General features: G+C 64.5%; 14 protein-coding genes. 2 read left to right on the forward strand and 12 right to left on the reverse strand.

From position 1 onward, the window contains the following. Nucleotides 1-239: 239 nt before the first annotated feature. Entirely contained in the window at nt 240-1,736 is a 1,497-nt protein-coding gene (locus FJ419_RS14355; protein ID WP_095767225.1) for a CoA-acylating methylmalonate-semialdehyde dehydrogenase, read from the reverse strand. A gap of 363 nt (nt 1,737-2,099) precedes the next feature. On the opposite strand from FJ419_RS14355, the gene FJ419_RS14365 reads away from it, so the two are divergent. Then, a complete protein-coding gene (locus tag FJ419_RS14365) occupies nt 2,100-2,981 on the forward strand; it encodes a LysR family transcriptional regulator (RefSeq protein WP_140693589.1) in 882 nt (293 codons plus the stop codon). 493 nt (nt 2,982-3,474) lie between these two features. Here the strand turns inward: FJ419_RS14365 and FJ419_RS14370 are convergent, their stop codons facing one another. From FJ419_RS14370 to rsfS, 9 genes are all read right to left on the reverse strand, one after another. Next, a complete protein-coding gene (locus tag FJ419_RS14370) occupies nt 3,475-4,737 on the reverse strand; it encodes a D-amino acid dehydrogenase (RefSeq protein WP_140693593.1) in 1,263 nt (420 codons plus the stop codon). Between the two features lie 87 nt (nt 4,738-4,824). Beyond that, nucleotides 4,825-5,976: an alanine racemase gene (gene alr, locus FJ419_RS14375; protein WP_140693597.1), complete on the reverse strand. Its 1,152-nt coding sequence runs from the start codon at nt 5,974-5,976 to the stop codon at nt 4,825-4,827. Nucleotides 5,977-6,169: 193 nt separating this feature from the next. Continuing rightward, on the reverse strand, nt 6,170-6,685 hold the full coding sequence (locus FJ419_RS14380; protein WP_140693600.1) for an RNA pyrophosphohydrolase: 516 nt from the start codon (nt 6,683-6,685) through the stop codon (nt 6,170-6,172). 52 nt (nt 6,686-6,737) lie between these two features. Then, complete coding sequence (locus FJ419_RS14385; RefSeq protein ID WP_140693603.1) at nt 6,738-7,940, reverse strand: divergent polysaccharide deacetylase family protein; 1,203 nt, start codon at nt 7,938-7,940, stop codon at nt 6,738-6,740. Between the two features lie 183 nt (nt 7,941-8,123). Beyond that, complete coding sequence (locus FJ419_RS14390) at nt 8,124-9,455, reverse strand: S41 family peptidase (RefSeq protein ID WP_181164986.1); 1,332 nt, start codon at nt 9,453-9,455, stop codon at nt 8,124-8,126. Nucleotide 9,456: 1 nt separating this feature from the next. Then, on the reverse strand, nt 9,457-10,791 hold the full coding sequence (locus tag FJ419_RS14395) for a murein hydrolase activator EnvC (RefSeq protein ID WP_140693608.1): 1,335 nt from the start codon (nt 10,789-10,791) through the stop codon (nt 9,457-9,459). 540 nt (nt 10,792-11,331) lie between these two features. Continuing rightward, nucleotides 11,332-11,529 (reverse strand): transcriptional regulator, encoded by a 198-nt coding sequence (locus FJ419_RS14400; protein WP_140693611.1) that lies wholly within the window; start codon nt 11,527-11,529, stop codon nt 11,332-11,334. 59 nt (nt 11,530-11,588) lie between these two features. After that, the gene (rlmH, locus tag FJ419_RS14405) at nt 11,589-12,071 is read right to left on the reverse strand and encodes a 23S rRNA (pseudouridine(1915)-N(3))-methyltransferase RlmH (protein ID WP_140693615.1); all 483 of its coding nucleotides are present in this window, start codon (nt 12,069-12,071) and stop codon (nt 11,589-11,591) included. 62 nt (nt 12,072-12,133) lie between these two features. Beyond that, entirely contained in the window at nt 12,134-12,511 is a 378-nt protein-coding gene (rsfS, locus tag FJ419_RS14410; protein WP_140646523.1) for a ribosome silencing factor, read from the reverse strand. 243 nt (nt 12,512-12,754) lie between these two features. On the opposite strand from rsfS, the gene FJ419_RS14415 reads away from it, so the two are divergent. Continuing rightward, entirely contained in the window at nt 12,755-13,606 is an 852-nt protein-coding gene (locus FJ419_RS14415; protein ID WP_095767214.1) for a mechanosensitive ion channel domain-containing protein, read from the forward strand. Nucleotides 13,607-13,623: 17 nt separating this feature from the next. Here FJ419_RS14415 and FJ419_RS14420 read toward each other — a convergent pair whose 3' ends face one another. Both FJ419_RS14420 and FJ419_RS14425 read right to left on the reverse strand, forming a co-directional pair. Beyond that, the gene (locus FJ419_RS14420) at nt 13,624-14,040 is read right to left on the reverse strand and encodes a RidA family protein (protein ID WP_140693619.1); all 417 of its coding nucleotides are present in this window, start codon (nt 14,038-14,040) and stop codon (nt 13,624-13,626) included. Between the two features lie 51 nt (nt 14,041-14,091). Further along, nucleotides 14,092-15,384, reverse strand: a complete 1,293-nt coding sequence (locus tag FJ419_RS14425) for an MFS transporter (RefSeq protein WP_140693623.1) — start codon at nt 15,382-15,384, stop codon at nt 14,092-14,094. Nucleotides 15,385-15,524: the final 140 nt, after the last annotated feature.

Raw genomic sequence — 15,524 nt, forward strand, 5'->3', positions numbered from 1 at the left:
TCTCGACGTGCCGCGCGTCGAATCATGCACTGGAATTGCGCCGCCATGACACGGCGCCGAAAGCGAGAGTGATGCTTGATAAAAAGAAAGCGCGGCTTGCACCGCGCTTCCTCAGGTCTGCTTCGAAACCGTCGGGCTAGTTCATCGTCGGGATGACGAACTCGGCGCCGTCCTTGATGCCTCGCCGCGCGCCCGCAGCCACGACGTGGCGAGGACGCGCAAACGAGCAAACCGTCGGGCTAGTTCATCGTCGGGATGACGAACTCGGCGCCGTCCTTGATGCCCGACGGCCAGCGCGAGGTGACCGTCTTGGTCTTGGTGTAGAAGCGGAACGCGTCCGGACCGTGCTGGTTGAGGTCGCCGAAGGACGACGCCTTCCAGCCGCCGAACGTGTAATAGGCGATCGGAACCGGGATCGGCACGTTGACGCCGACCATGCCGACCTGAACGCGGCTGGCGAAGTCACGTGCGGCGTCGCCGTCGCGGGTGAAGATGGCGACGCCGTTGCCCATCTCGTGATCGTTGGCGAGCTTGATGGCGTCCTCGTAGCGCGGCGCGCGCACCACCGAGAGCACCGGCCCGAAGATCTCTTCCTTGTAGATGCGCATGTCGGCGGTCACGTTGTCGAACAGGCAGCCGCCCATATAGTAGCCGTTCTCATAGCCCTGCATCTTGAAGCCGCGGCCGTCGACGACGAGCTTGGCGCCTTCCTTGACGCCGATATCGACGTAACCCTTGACGCGCTCCAGCGCCTGCGCCGTCACCAGCGGGCCGAAATCGGCGGACGAATCCGTCGAGGGGCCGACCTTGAGGCTTTCGACGCGCGGCACCAGCTTTTCCATCAGCCGGTTGGCGGTGTCGTTGCCGACCGGGACAGCCACCGAGATCGCCATGCAGCGCTCGCCGGCCGAGCCGTAGCCGGCGCCGATCAGCGCGTCGACCGTCTGGTCCATGTCGGCGTCAGGCATGATGATCATGTGGTTCTTGGCGCCGCCGAAGCACTGCACGCGCTTGCCCGATGCCGTGCCGCGCGAATAGATATAGTGCGCGATCGGCGTCGAGCCGACGAAGCCGATCGCCTTGATGTCCGGATCGTCGAGGATGGCATCGACCACTTCCTTGTCGCCATTGACGACGTTGAGGATGCCGGCCGGCAGGCCGGCCTCTATGAACAGTTCGGCGATGCGGATCGGCACGCCCGGATCGCGCTCCGACGGCTTCAGGATGAAGGCGTTGCCGCAGGCGATGGCCGGCGCGATCTTCCACAGCGGGATCATGGCCGGGAAGTTGAACGGCGTGATGCCGGCGACGACGCCCAGCGGCTGGCGCATCGAATAGACGTCGATGCCGGGGCCGGCGCCGTCGGTGAACTCGCCCTTCATCATGTGCGGAGCGCCGATGCAGACCTCGACCACCTCGAGGCCGCGCTGGATGTCGCCGCGCGCGTCGGCGATCGTTTTGCCGTGCTCGCGCGCCAGTATGTCGGCCAGCTCGTCATAGTCACGGGCGACCAGCTCGAGGAATTTCATCAGCACGCGCACGCGGCGCTGCGGGTTGGTGGCCGCCCATTTCGGCTGCGCCGCCTTGGCGTTCTCGACCGCAGCGCGCAGCTCCGCCTGCGAGGCCAAAGCCACCGTGCCGCGCACGGAGCCGTCCATCGGCTGCATCACATCCTGCTTGCGCCCGCTGGTGCCGGCGACACGCTTGCCGCCGATGAAATGACCGTATTCGATCATGTTGTTCTCTCCCTGTTCTGGTGATGGCGCATTGTCCGCCTTTGCGGCGGCGATGGCAACGCGAGGAAGATCGCAACCGTTGTGCGGAAAATAGACAACGATCCCGAGGTGTGCATTAATTGCCGCAAATGATGGATTGCCTGCCGTGAAGGATTTCATAGGTTGAGTTTTGTCGCGCCCCCTCTGTCCTGCCGGACATCTCCCCCTCTTGGGGGGAGATCAGCAGCTTCACCGACAGCGCTTTCGGCGATTGGCGAAATCCGTCGCGACATCTGATCTCCCCCCTAGAGGGGGAGATGGCCGGCAGGCCAGAGGGGGGCGCGACAGGACGCGGCCTTGATCGTTATCACGAGGACCACCCCCATGAACTGGGATGACGTCCGTATCTTCCTTGCAGTCGCCCGCGCCGGCCAGATCCTCGGCGCGGCCAAGCGCCTTGAGCTCAACCACGCCACCGTCTCGCGCCGCATCGCCGCGCTCGAGGAGGCGCTTCGCACAAAACTCTTCCGCCGCCTGACCACCGGCAGCGAACTGACGCCGGCCGGCGAGCGCTTCCTCGACATAGCCGAGCGCATGGAAGGCGACATGATCGCCGCGCGCTCGACCATTGCCGGCGAGGGCGACGATGTTTCGGGCACGGTGCGCATCGGCGCACCGGACGGCTTCGGCGTCGCCTTCCTGGCAAAGCGGCTGGGCGAGCTGACTGCGCTGCACCGCGAGCTCACCGTCCAGCTGGTGCCGGTGCCGCGCTCCTTCTCCCTGTCGCGCCGCGAGGCCGATATAGCGATCACCGTCGAGCGGCCGAGCGAAGGGCGGCTGGTTGCGGGCAAGCTGGTCGACTACACGCTCGGCCTCTTCGCCTCCCGGACCTATGCCGAAGCCAACGGCCTGCCGAGAGCGCCGGCCGAGCTCGGCCGGCACACGCTGATCGGCTATGTGCCGGACCTCATCGTCAGCCCCTCGCTCGACTATGCCGCCGAGTTCAGCCCCGAATGGCGCACGACCTTCGCTATCTCCTCGGCGCTTGGCCAGGCCGAAGCGGTGCGCTCCGGCGCGGGCATCGGCATCCTCCACACGTTCGTCGCCCGGTCGATGCCGGAGCTGGTGCCGGTCGACATCGTCGCGCCCATCCGCCGCGCCTACTGGCTGGTCTATCATGAATCGGTGCGGTCGCTGCGCCGCGTCCAGCTGGTCGCCAACTTCATCACCAAGGCGGTGGAACGCGAGCGCGGCCTTTTTGTCTAGAACACGATCTAGGACTGCTTGACCGGAACGTTCACGGCACAGAAATCTTGACCGGTCGGCTATGTTCGCGTTGGCATGTGGTTTGCTTTGGAGATTGGCCGAAACGGTCCGGCCTCATCATCCACGGGCGGAGCAAGGAGCGAAGCGACGCGCGCAGACCCGAGGATCCATTCCGTGATGCATGCGCGCTGCTGCGGTGCAGAATTCCGCTCCGCTGCACGCTTCGATCAAGGTCAAGGCATGGATTCCAGGGTCTCCGCGACGCCGCTTCGCGGCTGCTCCGCCCTGGAATGACGAGATTGAGAGGCTTCAGCCAAGCGCCGGCGTTTGCGTCGCAAAAAGAAAAAGATGCATCCCTCGCTGCGGCCGATTCTATCACAGGCAGTTGGTCATCGCCGCCTTGCCAGCGCGAGGCTCTACCGGCAGCTGTCCGGCGACAGCTGGGTCAGGGAAGCGTTCTGAAGCGAGCCCGCCGAAGCAGATGCAAAGCCCCTCAGATAGGCTTCAGATACCGCTCCGGGCTCAGGTCGCGCGCGTTGATCTCCGGCACCCGGTTGGACATGATGTCGGCGAGCACCTTGGCCGAGCCGCAGGCCATGGTCCAGCCGAGCGTGCCGTGGCCGGTGTTGAGATAGAGGTTGGCAACCTCGCTTTGCCCGATCAAGGGCGGTCCATCCGGCGTCATCGGCCGCAAGCCGCACCAGAAGCTCGCCGCCTTGAGGTCGCCGCCGCCGGGGAAGAGATCGCCGACCGAGTGTTCGAGCGTGCGGCGGCGCGATTCCTGCAGGCGAAGGTCATAGCCCGAAATCTCCGCCGTGCCGCCGACCCGGATGCGGTCGCCGAGCCTGGTGATCGCCACCTTGTAGGTCTCGTCCATGACCGTCGACATAGGCGCGGCCTCGACATTGTCGATCGGCACGGTGATGGAATAGCCCTTGACCGGATAGACCGGTATCGGCCGCCCCAGCGAGCGCATGAACTGCGCCGAATAGCTGCCCATCGCCATCACGAAGGCGTCCGCCGATTTCCATCCGCCCTCCGTGAGGACGTTGGTGAGGCGATTGCGGTTCCTGACGATGCGCCGGATGGTCGAGCCGTATTCGAAGATCACGCCGCGCGCCACGCACAGTTCTGCGAGCTTGTCGGTGAACATCTTGCAGTCGCCGGTCTCGTCGCCCGGAAGCCTGAGGCCGCCGACGAATTTCTCACGCACCGCCGCGAGGGCCGGCTCGGCGGCGATACAGCCGTTGCGGTCGAGGATCTCGTAAGGCACACCGTATTTCTTCAGCACCTCGACGTCGCCGCCGGTGCCGTCGAGCTGCTTTTGCTTGCGGAACAGCTGCAGCGTGCCTTTGGTCCGTTCGTCGTAGGTGATGCCGGTCGCCTCGCGCAGCGCCTTCAGCGTGTCGCGGCTGTATTCGGCAAGCGGCACCATGCGCGACTTGTTGAGCGCGTAGCGCTCGGCCGTGCAGTTGCGCAGCATCTTGAGGAGCCAGGTCCACATATTCGGGTCGAAGGCCGGCCGCACGACCAGCGGGCCGTACTTCATCAACAGCCATTTGACGGCTTTGACCGGGATGCCGGGCCCGGCCCAGGGCGAGGCATAGCCCGGCGATATTTCGCCGGCATTGGCGAAGCTGGTCTCGAGCGCCGGCCCCGGCTGGCGATCGTAGACGGTCACTTCATGACCGGCCTCGGCGAGGAAGTAGGCGGTGGTGACCCCGATCACGCCGCCGCCCAGCACGATGACTTTCATTCAAAGCTCCCTCAAAGCCGATCATGCCGCCTGAGACATGGACATTCCCCTGTCTGCCGGATTTTGCGGCACCCGCCAAGTGCTGGGTTATCCGCCGATGTAACGGCGGTGAAAGCGCGCGCCCAGGCTGGTCAATATCTCGTAGCCGATGGTGCCGGCATGGCCGGCCGCGTCGTCGACGCTTTGCGACGGACCGATGAGGTCGACGAGGTCGCCTTCGCCGAGCCGGCCGGCCGGAAGCGCCGAAATGTCGAGGATGATCGAATCCATCGACACGCGTCCGACGAACGGCAATCGCACGCCCTCGAACCAAGCGGCCGAAGCGGCGCGCCGGTGCCAGCCATCGCCATAACCCAGCGAAATGGTCGCGAGATCGAGCGGTTTATCCGCCTGGTGGGTATGGCCATAGCCGATGCCGGCGCCGGCGCCGACCTGCCGTGTCTGCGCCACCTTGGCTTGCAGCCTTATGACCGGCAGCATCGGATTGGGCGCGTGTGGCGTCGGGTTGACGCCGTAGAGCGCGGCTCCCGGACGGGCAAGGTCACAGTGATATGCCGGTCCGAGAAAGATGCCGGACGAGTTGGCCAAGGAGGCGGGCGCCGCGGGCAGCATCCTGCGCAGCCGTTCGAATTCGTGTCGCTGCCTCTCGTTCGCCGCCTGTTGCGGCTCGTCGGCGCGGGCGAGATGGCTCATGACGAAACGAATGTCGACGCCATCGAAGGCGCCGGCCTCCCCCGCGACCGCCTCGACTTCCGCCGGCGCCATGCCGAGTCTGGCCATGCCGCTGTCGACTTGGATGGCGGCGGCAAGGCTTTGGCCCATGCCTCGCGCGATCTCGCGCCAGGCCTTCAGTTGCATGGCGCTGTTGATGACCGGCCAAAGCCGGGCCGCCGCGGCTTCCGGTTCCGAGCCGGGCGGCAGGCCGTTCAGCACGAAGATGTCCGGCCCCGGGCCGATCGCCTTGCGCAGCGCGATGCCTTCGCCGAGCAGCGCGACGAAGAAGATGTCGCAGCCCTCTTTCGCCAGCGCCGATGCCACCTGGGCGGCGCCAAGCCCGTAGCCGTCGGCCTTGAGCACGCCGGCGCAGCGGACTCCATTCAGCCGCGCCTTCAGCCGGCGGTAGTTTTCGCGGATGGCCCCGAGGTCGATCGTCAGGATTGCGCCGGCGGCCGCCTCGCTGACCGATTGGCTGCCGGTCCCGCAGCGTCCTCCCAAAGCATGGCTGGCGTCGTCATCCATGGCGACTCTCCATCATTACATCGACAATCTGTCATCGACGCAGCACCTGCTCTGAGGCTGTCGAGATTCAGGTCAGGCCGAGTCGAAAATGGTGGCTTCCGAGAACCGGAGCGGAGCGTACTTGAAGTACGTGAGCACCGGAAGCGCAGGAAGCCGCCATTTGCAGACCGGCATCACCTGAATATCGACAGCCTCAAGGGACGAGATGCTGGAACGCCGCCACAACCTGCTCATAGACCTTGCGCTTGAACGGCACGATCAGGTCGGGCAGCTCCCGCATCGGCCGCCAGGCCCATTCATCGAACTCGGCCTTATGGCCACCAGGAGGCGGATTGATCTCGATCTCACTTTCGTCGCCCTCGAAGCGGTAGGCAAACCATTTCTGCGTCTGGCCGCGATAGCGGCCCTTGAAGGCGACGCTGACCAGATGCTCCGGCAGGTCGTAATTGATCCAGCGCGGCGCCTCGGCCAGCAGCGACACGCTGCGCATGCCGGTTTCCTCGTAGAGCTCGCGCCCGGCGGCCTCGATCGGCTCTTCGCCCTTGTCGATGCCGCCCTGCGGCATCTGCCATAGCTGCGTCGTGCCGGCAAACTCGCTGTCCGGTTCGGCGATGCGGTGCCCTACCCAGACCAGGCCTGCTTTGTTGAGGATCATCAGCCCAACGCAGGGACGGTAAGGCAGCGTTTCAGGATCGATCGTCTTGGCCATATATCAGCGTTCCAGCCGTCTTTGAGAATGGAGTTCGGCGAGGCGGGTAGGGTTAGCCTTTTTGCGGATCGATGGCCACCGCCGAGATCGGCACGATCTCGATGCCGCGCTTCTTCGCTTCGGCAATCCACGACGTCACCGTGTCAACGGTGATATCGAAGGCCGAACCGATGCCGACGGCGCTGCCCTTGGCCCGCGCCGTCGCCTCCAGGCTGTCCAGCTTCTTGAGGATTTCGCCGCGATCCTGCACGGCATCGATCGCCGTGTCGCCGGCGACGAATGGCACGCCATCCTTCAATGCCAGGTCAGGCGCCACACTGCGCGATGACGAGCCGTCATCGATATAGGCAAGCCCCCGCTTGCCGAGCTCGGCCATGAACGGTTCCATCGCCGAAATGTCGCCCGAGAAGCGGGCGCCCATATAGTTCATGACCCCGGTATAGTTGGTGGTGCGCGACAGCGCCCAGTGCAGGCTCTTCAGGTTCTCGTCCGGGCTGGCCGCGACAGTCAGCGTGTTGCGGCCGGGATTGACGTTGGGGTAATCGAACGGCTCGAGCGGCACCTGCATGACGATCTCATGTCCGCTTTGCCTTGCCGCCTGCATCCAGCGGCCGATGCTGTTGCCTTGCGGCGCGAAGGCCAGCGTCACTTCGGCCGGCAGCTTGGCGATCGCTGCCTGCGTGCCGGTCTGCGAGACGGCGAGCCCGCCGATGACGATCGCCACCCGTGCCCCGCGCGCGCCCGACCAAGGCCGGGCATAGACATCGAAGGGCCGCCGGCCGTCGGCGCCGCGTATCGGCAGCGGTCCGGTGTCGCCGGCCTCGATCAGCGCCCTGTCCGGAATATGGGCGACCTTGAGGTTCTGGCCGAGCGTCGACGGATCGCGAATCACGATCGCGGCCTTCGGCGGGCCGTCGCCTTCTTCGGTCTGGACGTGGATGATCTGCGGGCCGCCGCTCTTCATCGGCGTGCTGGCCTGTGACGCCGCCGCCATCGGAGCCGGCACGGGCGCGGGCGCGGGCGCCGCTGTCGCTGCAGGAGCAGCCTCGGCGGTGACCTTCGGCGTGGAAACGGCGACTTCTTCCGGCTTGCGGAACGGCCTTTCACGGAGCGCAATAGCGCCGGAAACACCGATCACGCCAAGCACGGCCAGCACAGCGATGAGCGAGCCGGAGCCGATGCCGCGCGAGGCCTTGCGCTGAGGCCGGACCGTCTGTCCGAGCGGGCGTTCGATGTCCTTGCCGATCTCAGCCAAGTCGTGTTTCCCCGGAAGCACGCCAGGGTCACTTTTTCGTGACATCTCGCGTGAACTTCGCAATCGCCGGCGCGATACCCAGACGCGTGGCGCCCCAACCGCGGTCCCCGAATCAAACTGCCGGAACCTCGCGGCCCCGGCAGCATTGCATTGCTTCGCGCAGCCGGCCAGAGCCGGACCGCATTACTGGTTCATCACGGCCTTGTCCGGGTTCGGCGGGAACGACGGATCGGTCTTTTCGCCGCGCAGAAGCTGCTCGGCATAGATCAGCTGCAGGTCGTTCTTCGGATCCGGCGGCACATAGGCGGCCGAGCCCGAGCCGGTGGAGCTCTCGTCGGCGCCCTTGATGTGGCCCTTGAGGTCGGATTCGCCGCGGGTCAGGTCGCGGCCCTGCAAATCCGGGGGCAACGGCTGGTCGACCTTAATGTCGGGCGTGATGCCCTTGCCCTGGATCGACTTGCCCGACGGCGTGTAATAGAGCGCCGTCGTCAGCCTGAGCGCGCCGTTCTCGCCGAGCGGGATGATGGTCTGCACCGAGCCCTTGCCGAAGGACTGCGTGCCGACCACCGTGACGCGGCGCAGGTCCTGCAGCGCGCCGGCGACGATTTCCGAGGCGCTCGCCGAGCCGCCATTGACCAGCACGATCATCGGCTTGCCGTTGATGTCGTCGACCTGCTTCGGCTTGGCGTCGAAGCGGGTGACGTCCTTCGGATCGCGGCCGCGCGTCGAGACGATCTCGCCGCGCTTGAGGAAGGCGTCAGACACGCTGACCGCCTGGTCGAGCAGGCCGCCCGGATTGAGGCGCAAGTCGAGCACATAGCCCTTCAGCTTGTCGTTCGGCACCTGCTTCTTGATGTTCTCGATGGCGTTCTCGAGATCGTCATAGGTCTTCTCGGTGAAGGAGGTGATCTTCATGTAGCCGATGTCATTCTCGACCCGGTACTTCACCGCCTTGACCTTGATGACGTCGCGAACCACCGTCAGCTCGATCGGCTTGTCGGCGCCCTGGCGCAGGATGGTGAGCTTGATCGGCGTGTTGACCGGCCCGCGCATCTTCTCGACCGCGTCGTTGAGGGTGAGGCCGCGAACTTCCTCGCCGTCGATCTTGGCGATGTAATCGCCGGAAAGCACGCCCGCCTTGGCGGCCGGCGTGTCGTCGATCGGCGTGATCACCTTGACGAGGTCGTTTTCCATGGTGACCTCGATGCCGAGGCCGCCGAACTCGCCCTTTGTCTGCACGCGCATGTCCTGCGCCTGCTCGGCATTCATGTAGGAGGAGTGCGGGTCGAGTGAGGACAGCATGCCGTTGATGGCGTTCTCGACCAGCGATTTGTCGTCCGGCGGCGTCACATAATTCGCGCGCACGCGCTCGAAGATGTCGCCGAAGATCGCCAGCTGCTTGTAGGTTTCCGAACCCGCAGCATTCGCCGCCGAACCCGGTGCACCGTAAACCAGGCTCATTGCCGATGCGCCCATCAGCGCGCCGGCAAACAGAAGCGACAGTTTCCGCATCATTTCACGTCCTTCCAGAAAATCGGTCCGCCCACCATGGGGCCGGATCGACGGGTTTTCCATCCTTGCGGAACTCAACATAGAGTTCCAGCGCCGCATTTCCATTTCGCGAGGCCGAGGTGCTTGCCACCCGGGCCTCTCCCATCGCGCCGATCGGCTCTCCTGCGAGCACCGACTGTCCGGTCGCGACGCTGATTCTGCTCATCCCCGCCAGAACGACATGATACCCGTCGCCTGCATTGAGGATCAAGAGTTGACCATAGGAGCGAAACGGCCCCGCATAAAGCACGTTTCCATCCGCCGGCGCGGTGACGATGGCTCCCGATTGTGTCGCAACCATGTCGCCTTGCATCGCCGCGCCATTGCCGTCGTCGGCGCCGAAACGCAGCTTGATCTTGCCGATGACCGGCAACGCGATCTGGCCTTGCAATGCCGAGAACGGCGCCGATCCCGTGAGACGGTTCGCTTCCGGCACCGGCAGCGCGGCGAGCTCGGTGGTCGAGGCCGTGGTGTCGTTGTCCGTCGATTTGCGCTCGCCCGCCTTGGCCTGGTCCTGCGCCTTGCGCGCCTTGTCGGCTTCGAGCGAGGCAATCAGGTCCTTGAGGCTGCTCGCCTTCGCCGCCAGCTGCTGCGAGTGCTGCTGCTCTGCCGCCATCGCGGCCTGGGTATCGGCCTGCAGTTTTTTCTTGGCCTCGAGCAGCATGGTGAGCCGCTTCTTCTCCGCCGTCTGGTCCGTGACGGCGGCGGTCAACCTGGCCCGCTCGGCCTCGATCGAGGCCGTTACACGCGTCTGCTCCTTGAGGTCGGCCATCAGCCGATCGGTCTGCTGGCGCAGTTCCGGCACGACGGCGCCGAGCAGGATCGCGCTTCGCACCGACGACAGCGCATCCTCGGGCTTGACCAGGATCGCCGGCGGCGGATTGAGCCCCATGCGCTGCAATGCGCCGAGCACTTCGGCCAGCACGTCGCGCCGCGCCATGAGCGAGGCGCGCAGCTTCTTTTCCTCTGCCTTCAGCCCTTCGAGCTTGGCGCCGATGTCCTCGATGTCCTGACCGAGCTTCTGCTCCGTCATCGCCGACTGGATGAGCGCTGCGGTGATCGAAGCATAGTCCTTGCGCACCGAAGCGATGTCGGCGGCGAGCTTGCCCAGCCGCTCCGACGAGAGCGTGATCTCCTTGGAAACCTGCTCGTATTCGGCCCGGCTCTGATCCGGATCGGGCGCAAGGTCGAGCGAATTTTCGGCCGCCCGAACAGGCCCGAGCGCGACCAGGGCGGCGACAAGGGTCAAGCCGCAGCGGCCGCGCCAGGCGCGCGTAATCGGAGTCCAGCCTTCAGACATCAGGCCTCTAACCTATCCGCCGCTTCGTTAACGAACCATCAACCATGTTGGAAGCACCGCTCAGAGCAATTCCAGGAAAAGTGTGAATTGCGTAAGCACAATAATGACCGTGATGTCGCGCCTTTGAGGCGGAAATCTGGATAGCCATGTGTCTCCTGGTTCTCCGACACAGGGATTTTGAAAGGTTGCCGTTTGTCTTGGTGCAAGATTTTCCGTTCATTTCCGTGAAACCAGCACAAACCGCCGGGGATTGGTTGAAGCCGCCCCCAACGTCGTCATTCTATGGCGGAGCAAGGAGCGCAGCGACGCGCGCAGACCATAGAATCCATTCCATGACTTGGAAGCGCCGCCTCGGTGCAGAATTTTGCTCCGTTGCACGCCTTGGCGAAGGTAACGGCATGGATTCCAGGGTCTTCGCGACGGAGCTTCGCTCCTGCTCCACCCTGGAATGACGATCGCGATGGGCGTTTCGGCCAATCTCCAACGCGTGCCGCCTGCCAACGCAAACAGAGCCGACCGTCAAATCCGTGTGCAGTGCAATTAGAGGCTTCGGCCCTGATTGCGCTGAATAACATCCTGGGTCGACGCAGCGCGGAATTCGCTCTCTTCAGCTCTAAGACCCGGCTCAAGCTCGCCCTTCAGTAGGGCCCACACTTCGTTGCTGCCCTGCAAATCACGACGAACCAGGGAACGGATATGCTCGCCGGCGCGGACATGAATGCTGTTATCTGCGGCCATGACCCAATCCACTGTGTTCGTTGAAAATACGAAAACGCCGCAAATATCGCCACAGCGAATTACGAGCGATGATACGGGTGACCCGCCAGGATGGTCGCGATCCGGTAAAGCTGCTCGCCCAGCATGACGCGTACCAGCTGGTGCGGCCAGGTCAGCGCGCCGAAGGACAGCACAAGGTCGGCCTGCTCGCGCAAGGATCTGTCATGGCCGTCGGCGCCGCCGATGGCGACGACCAGCGCCTTGCGGCCGCCGTCGCGCAACTGGCCGATGCGGCCGGCCAGGTCTTCCGAGGAAAGCGACTTGCCGCGTTCGTCGAGCAGGACGAGAACGGTGCCGGACTGCAATTGGGCTTGCAGCTTCTGGGCTTCCTCGCGGCGGCGCTCGTCGGCGCTCTGTCCGCGGCTCTCGGGGACTTCGACAATGCCGGCAAACTCCAGCCCGACCGCGGGCCCGCCCTTAGCGAAGCGCTCGAAATAGCGGTCGGCGAGTTCTCTCTCGGGGCCGGTCTTCATCCGGCCCACGGCATGAACGGTGATCTTCATCCTCGCCCCGGCGAGCTTGTCCTAACGCGCACCGTGACGGTTCACGGCACGCGGATCAAGGCTCAGTGCAAGGTCTCTTCCTCGAGATCCGGCGCCTGCCACATCTTTTCGAGATTGTAGAATTCGCGGACTTCGGGGCGGAAGACGTGGACGATGATGTCGCCCGAATCGATCAGGACCCAGTCGGCGCCGGCCAGCCCCTCGACGCGTGCCGTGCCGAGGCCGGCATCCTTCAGCGCCTTGAGGAGGTGATCGGCGACAGCCGAGACATGACGGTGCGACCGGCCCGAGGCGATGACCATATAGTCGCCGAGGCTCGATTTTCCCTGAATGTCGATTGAGACGATGTTTTCGGCCTTGGAGTCTTCCAGACTGGCAAGGACTGTGTCGATGGCGAGGGACGCGGCGTCGTTTCCGCTGATCCCTGCCGGCGAAGGCATGATGTCAGCCTTCTTCCGCAGTGCTGTTCTCAGTGTGTTTCCTTTCCCAACAAGAACAACCAAATCACCAGGCAAATCAGGTGACACCACTTAGATAGGCAGAGTTCCGTTGCAGTTTCAAGACGGGCGCCTTCGAAGCGTGATCTCCGCGCGATGTTGAGGAGGCGCTCCGTCAGCCGCAAAAGGCGGGAACCGATGCTAGGCGCACGGGTTATCGGCGCATTGACCAACGGGACACCCGTCATGCCCACCGACCCGCAAAGCGCCCTCATCACCATCCAGGCCGGGCTTGCGCAGCTGAGCACGCTGATCGTCTCCTATTCGTTCTCGGCCGTCGGCGCCGTCATCCTCCTGGTTGTCGGGTATCTCGTCGCCGGGCTTGCCGAGCGCTCGATCTATGCCGGCCTCGGTCACATCCACGGCTTCGATGAGACCTTGCGGCATTTCTTCTCGCAGGTCGTGCGTTACGCCATCCTGATCCTTGTCGTCATCATGGTGCTCGGCCAATTCGGCGTGCAGACCGCCTCCATCATTGCGGCAATAGGCGCTGCCGGCCTGGCCATCGGGCTGGCGCTGCAAGGCACGCTGCAGAACATCGCCGCCGGCATCATGCTTCTGGCGCTCAGGCCTTTCCGCATCGGCGAATATGTCGAGGTCGGCGCGATTGCCGGCACCATCGAGGAGATCGGTCTCTTCGCCACCAAGCTGCGCTCCGTCGACGGTGTCTATGTGATGGCGCCCAACTCGACACTGTGGAACCAGCCGGTGCGCAATTTCACCCGCAACGGCGTGCGACGCACCGACGTCACCTTGAGCATCGGCTCGTGGAACGACATCGACCGCGCGCAAAAGACGCTGCTTGCCATCGCAGCCGCCGAAAAGCGCATCCGGCGCGAACCGGCGCCGATCGCCTTCGTGGCCAGTCTCGGCGACACCACCGTTTCGCTCACCTTGCGCTACTGGACGTCGGCCGCCGACTATTTCTCGACCCAGATCGACATGACCAAGCGCGCCAAGCAGGCCTTCGATACCGAGGGCATCTCGATCCCGCTGCCGCCTCCGGAAATGCCGGCGCCGGAGGCGCGCAAGCAGTAGTCTCGCAACAGCGATTTTCAATCTGCAGGCATCCTGAACCGATTTCGAGGTATCTCGGCTATTGCCGTGATTTCGATCTGCAAGTCCGGACGATAAAGGCGCACGATCTCGACGGTTGTCGTCACGGGATAGGGCTCTGAAAAGAATTCCTTGCGGATATCTCCGGACGCCATGAACCGCTCGATATCGGTCGTATACTGGGTCAGCGACACGATATCGGCCATCTCCCCACCGATAGCCGCGAGCACGGCCTTGATGTTTTCGAGGGTTTGCCGGACCTGAACCCGCATGTCGCCCTTCCCGACAATCTGCCCTTCACGGTCAAGCGAAACTTGGCCTTTAAGGTGAACGAGTTGCCCGCCCTCATGGATTTTCACCATGGAGAACGCGCCAAAAGGCTTCCACACCGTTGCGGGATTATAGCTCTTCGACATCTCTGATCTTGCTCGAATTTGGGCCAAAAAGTCGCGAAGATGCGCAGCTTGTCAATCTTTGACGTGTCGCTGCTGTTCGTCCGGCGCGAAGGCTAGCTCCACCGGCAAGGGCGTCTGCGCCGACATCGGCGCGAAGCTGCCGCTTGGGGCCGCGGGTGTCGGCCGGCCCGCCATCACGCGCCACAGCACGAACAGGCAGAAGGCCGAGGCGATGACGATGCCCACATAGATGAAGGTCGCGGTGCCGAAGACTGCGGAAAGCGCCGTCACCATGCCGGGCACGATGAAGCCGGCCAGCGACCAGGCAAACAGCATCGAGCTCGACAGCGCCAGAAGCTCGTCCTTGCCGGCGCGGTCGGCGGCATGCGCGCTGGAGAGCGCATAGATCGATTCCGACGCTCCGTCCCAGATGAGATAGATCACCACCAGCGCCATCAGCGCGCCGCCGTCGAAGACGATGGCGAGCACGCTGGCGATCGTCGCGAGCGTCGCCGCGCCCGCCAGCACGTAGCGACGGTCGGTGCGGTCGGATATCCAGCCGAGCGGAATCTGCAGGATAAGCGTGCCGACCGGCATCGCCGACAACAGCAGCGCGACGTCGGCCTGGCTGTAGCCCTTGGCGGTGGCATGGATCGGCGCGAAGCCCGATACGATCATCGACAGGCCGCCGACGGCGAGCATGCCGGCCACACCGACCGGCGAGATGCGCCAGGCACGGCGAAGCGCCACCGATGCGGCCTGCGGCGCCGGCGGCTGCGCCAGCCGCGTCATGCCGACCGGCAGGATGGAAAGCGCCGTGAAGGTGATGCCGATCAGCGATGCCGCGGCCGTGTGGATATCGATCACGGCGAGCGTCGCATAACCCACGCCGAGCCCGCCTATATAGGCGACATAGAACACCGCCATCACCCGGCCGCGGATCGAATTCGGCAAGGCATCGTTCAGCCAGCTCTGCGCGACGATGAACAGCCCGCAGATGGCGAAGCCGTAAAGCGCCCGCGCGGCGATCCACAGCAGCGGGACCGGCCCGACGCCGATCGCGGCATTGGAAAGTGCGATCAGCGCCGAGAGCACCATGAAGGCGCGGGCGTGACCCACTCGCTTGACGAGCGGCCCGGTCAGGATGCAGCCGGCCAGACCGCCGGCCGAAAGCCCGGTGACGATCAGTCCGGCCCAGGTCGGGTCGAAACCGTCGGCGCCGAGACGCACCGGGATATAGGCGAACATCAGCCCATTACCGATCGCGATCAGCGCCATCGACACGATGACGCTGGCAATGGCGATAAGCGGCGCTGATTGCGCGGCGCGGGCGAGTTCGGTTGTGGCGGGGTTCTGCTTCAGCATGCTTGTGCAGCTTGGCTTAGCCGCAGGTTAAAAGCCGCCGTAAAAGCGACATGGCGAGCCTTCTCCTTCTCCCCTTGTGGGAGAAGGTGGATCGGCGCGCAGCGCCGAGACGGATGAGGGGTGTTCCAGCGGAGTGAGAC

Source organism: Mesorhizobium sp. B2-6-2, assembly GCF_006440615.1.
Classification (GTDB): Bacteria; Pseudomonadota; Alphaproteobacteria; order Rhizobiales; family Rhizobiaceae; genus Mesorhizobium.

Bases quoted from the DNA above. Each gene is read 5' to 3' on its own strand.
- alr (WP_140693597.1), bottom strand. From the start codon at position 5,976: ATGGATGACGACGCCAGCCATGCTTTGGGAGGACGCTGCGGGACCGGC.
- rlmH (WP_140693615.1), bottom strand. From the start codon at position 12,071: ATGAAGATCACCGTTCATGCCGTGGGCCGGATGAAGACCGGCCCCGAG.
- FJ419_RS14365 (WP_140693589.1), top strand. From the start codon at position 2,100: ATGAACTGGGATGACGTCCGTATCTTCCTTGCAGTCGCCCGCGCCGGC.
- FJ419_RS14370 (WP_140693593.1), bottom strand. From the start codon at position 4,737: ATGAAAGTCATCGTGCTGGGCGGCGGCGTGATCGGGGTCACCACCGCC.
- FJ419_RS14415 (WP_095767214.1), top strand. From the start codon at position 12,755: ATGCCCACCGACCCGCAAAGCGCCCTCATCACCATCCAGGCCGGGCTT.
- rsfS (WP_140646523.1), bottom strand. From the start codon at position 12,511: ATGCCTTCGCCGGCAGGGATCAGCGGAAACGACGCCGCGTCCCTCGCC.
- FJ419_RS14425 (WP_140693623.1), bottom strand. From the start codon at position 15,384: ATGCTGAAGCAGAACCCCGCCACAACCGAACTCGCCCGCGCCGCGCAA.
- FJ419_RS14390 (WP_181164986.1), bottom strand. From the start codon at position 9,455: ATGATGCGGAAACTGTCGCTTCTGTTTGCCGGCGCGCTGATGGGCGCA.
- FJ419_RS14400 (WP_140693611.1), bottom strand. From the start codon at position 11,529: ATGGCCGCAGATAACAGCATTCATGTCCGCGCCGGCGAGCATATCCGT.
- FJ419_RS14420 (WP_140693619.1), bottom strand. From the start codon at position 14,040: ATGTCGAAGAGCTATAATCCCGCAACGGTGTGGAAGCCTTTTGGCGCG.
- FJ419_RS14355 (WP_095767225.1), bottom strand. From the start codon at position 1,736: ATGATCGAATACGGTCATTTCATCGGCGGCAAGCGTGTCGCCGGCACC.
- FJ419_RS14395 (WP_140693608.1), bottom strand. From the start codon at position 10,791: ATGTCTGAAGGCTGGACTCCGATTACGCGCGCCTGGCGCGGCCGCTGC.
- FJ419_RS14380 (WP_140693600.1), bottom strand. From the start codon at position 6,685: ATGGCCAAGACGATCGATCCTGAAACGCTGCCTTACCGTCCCTGCGTT.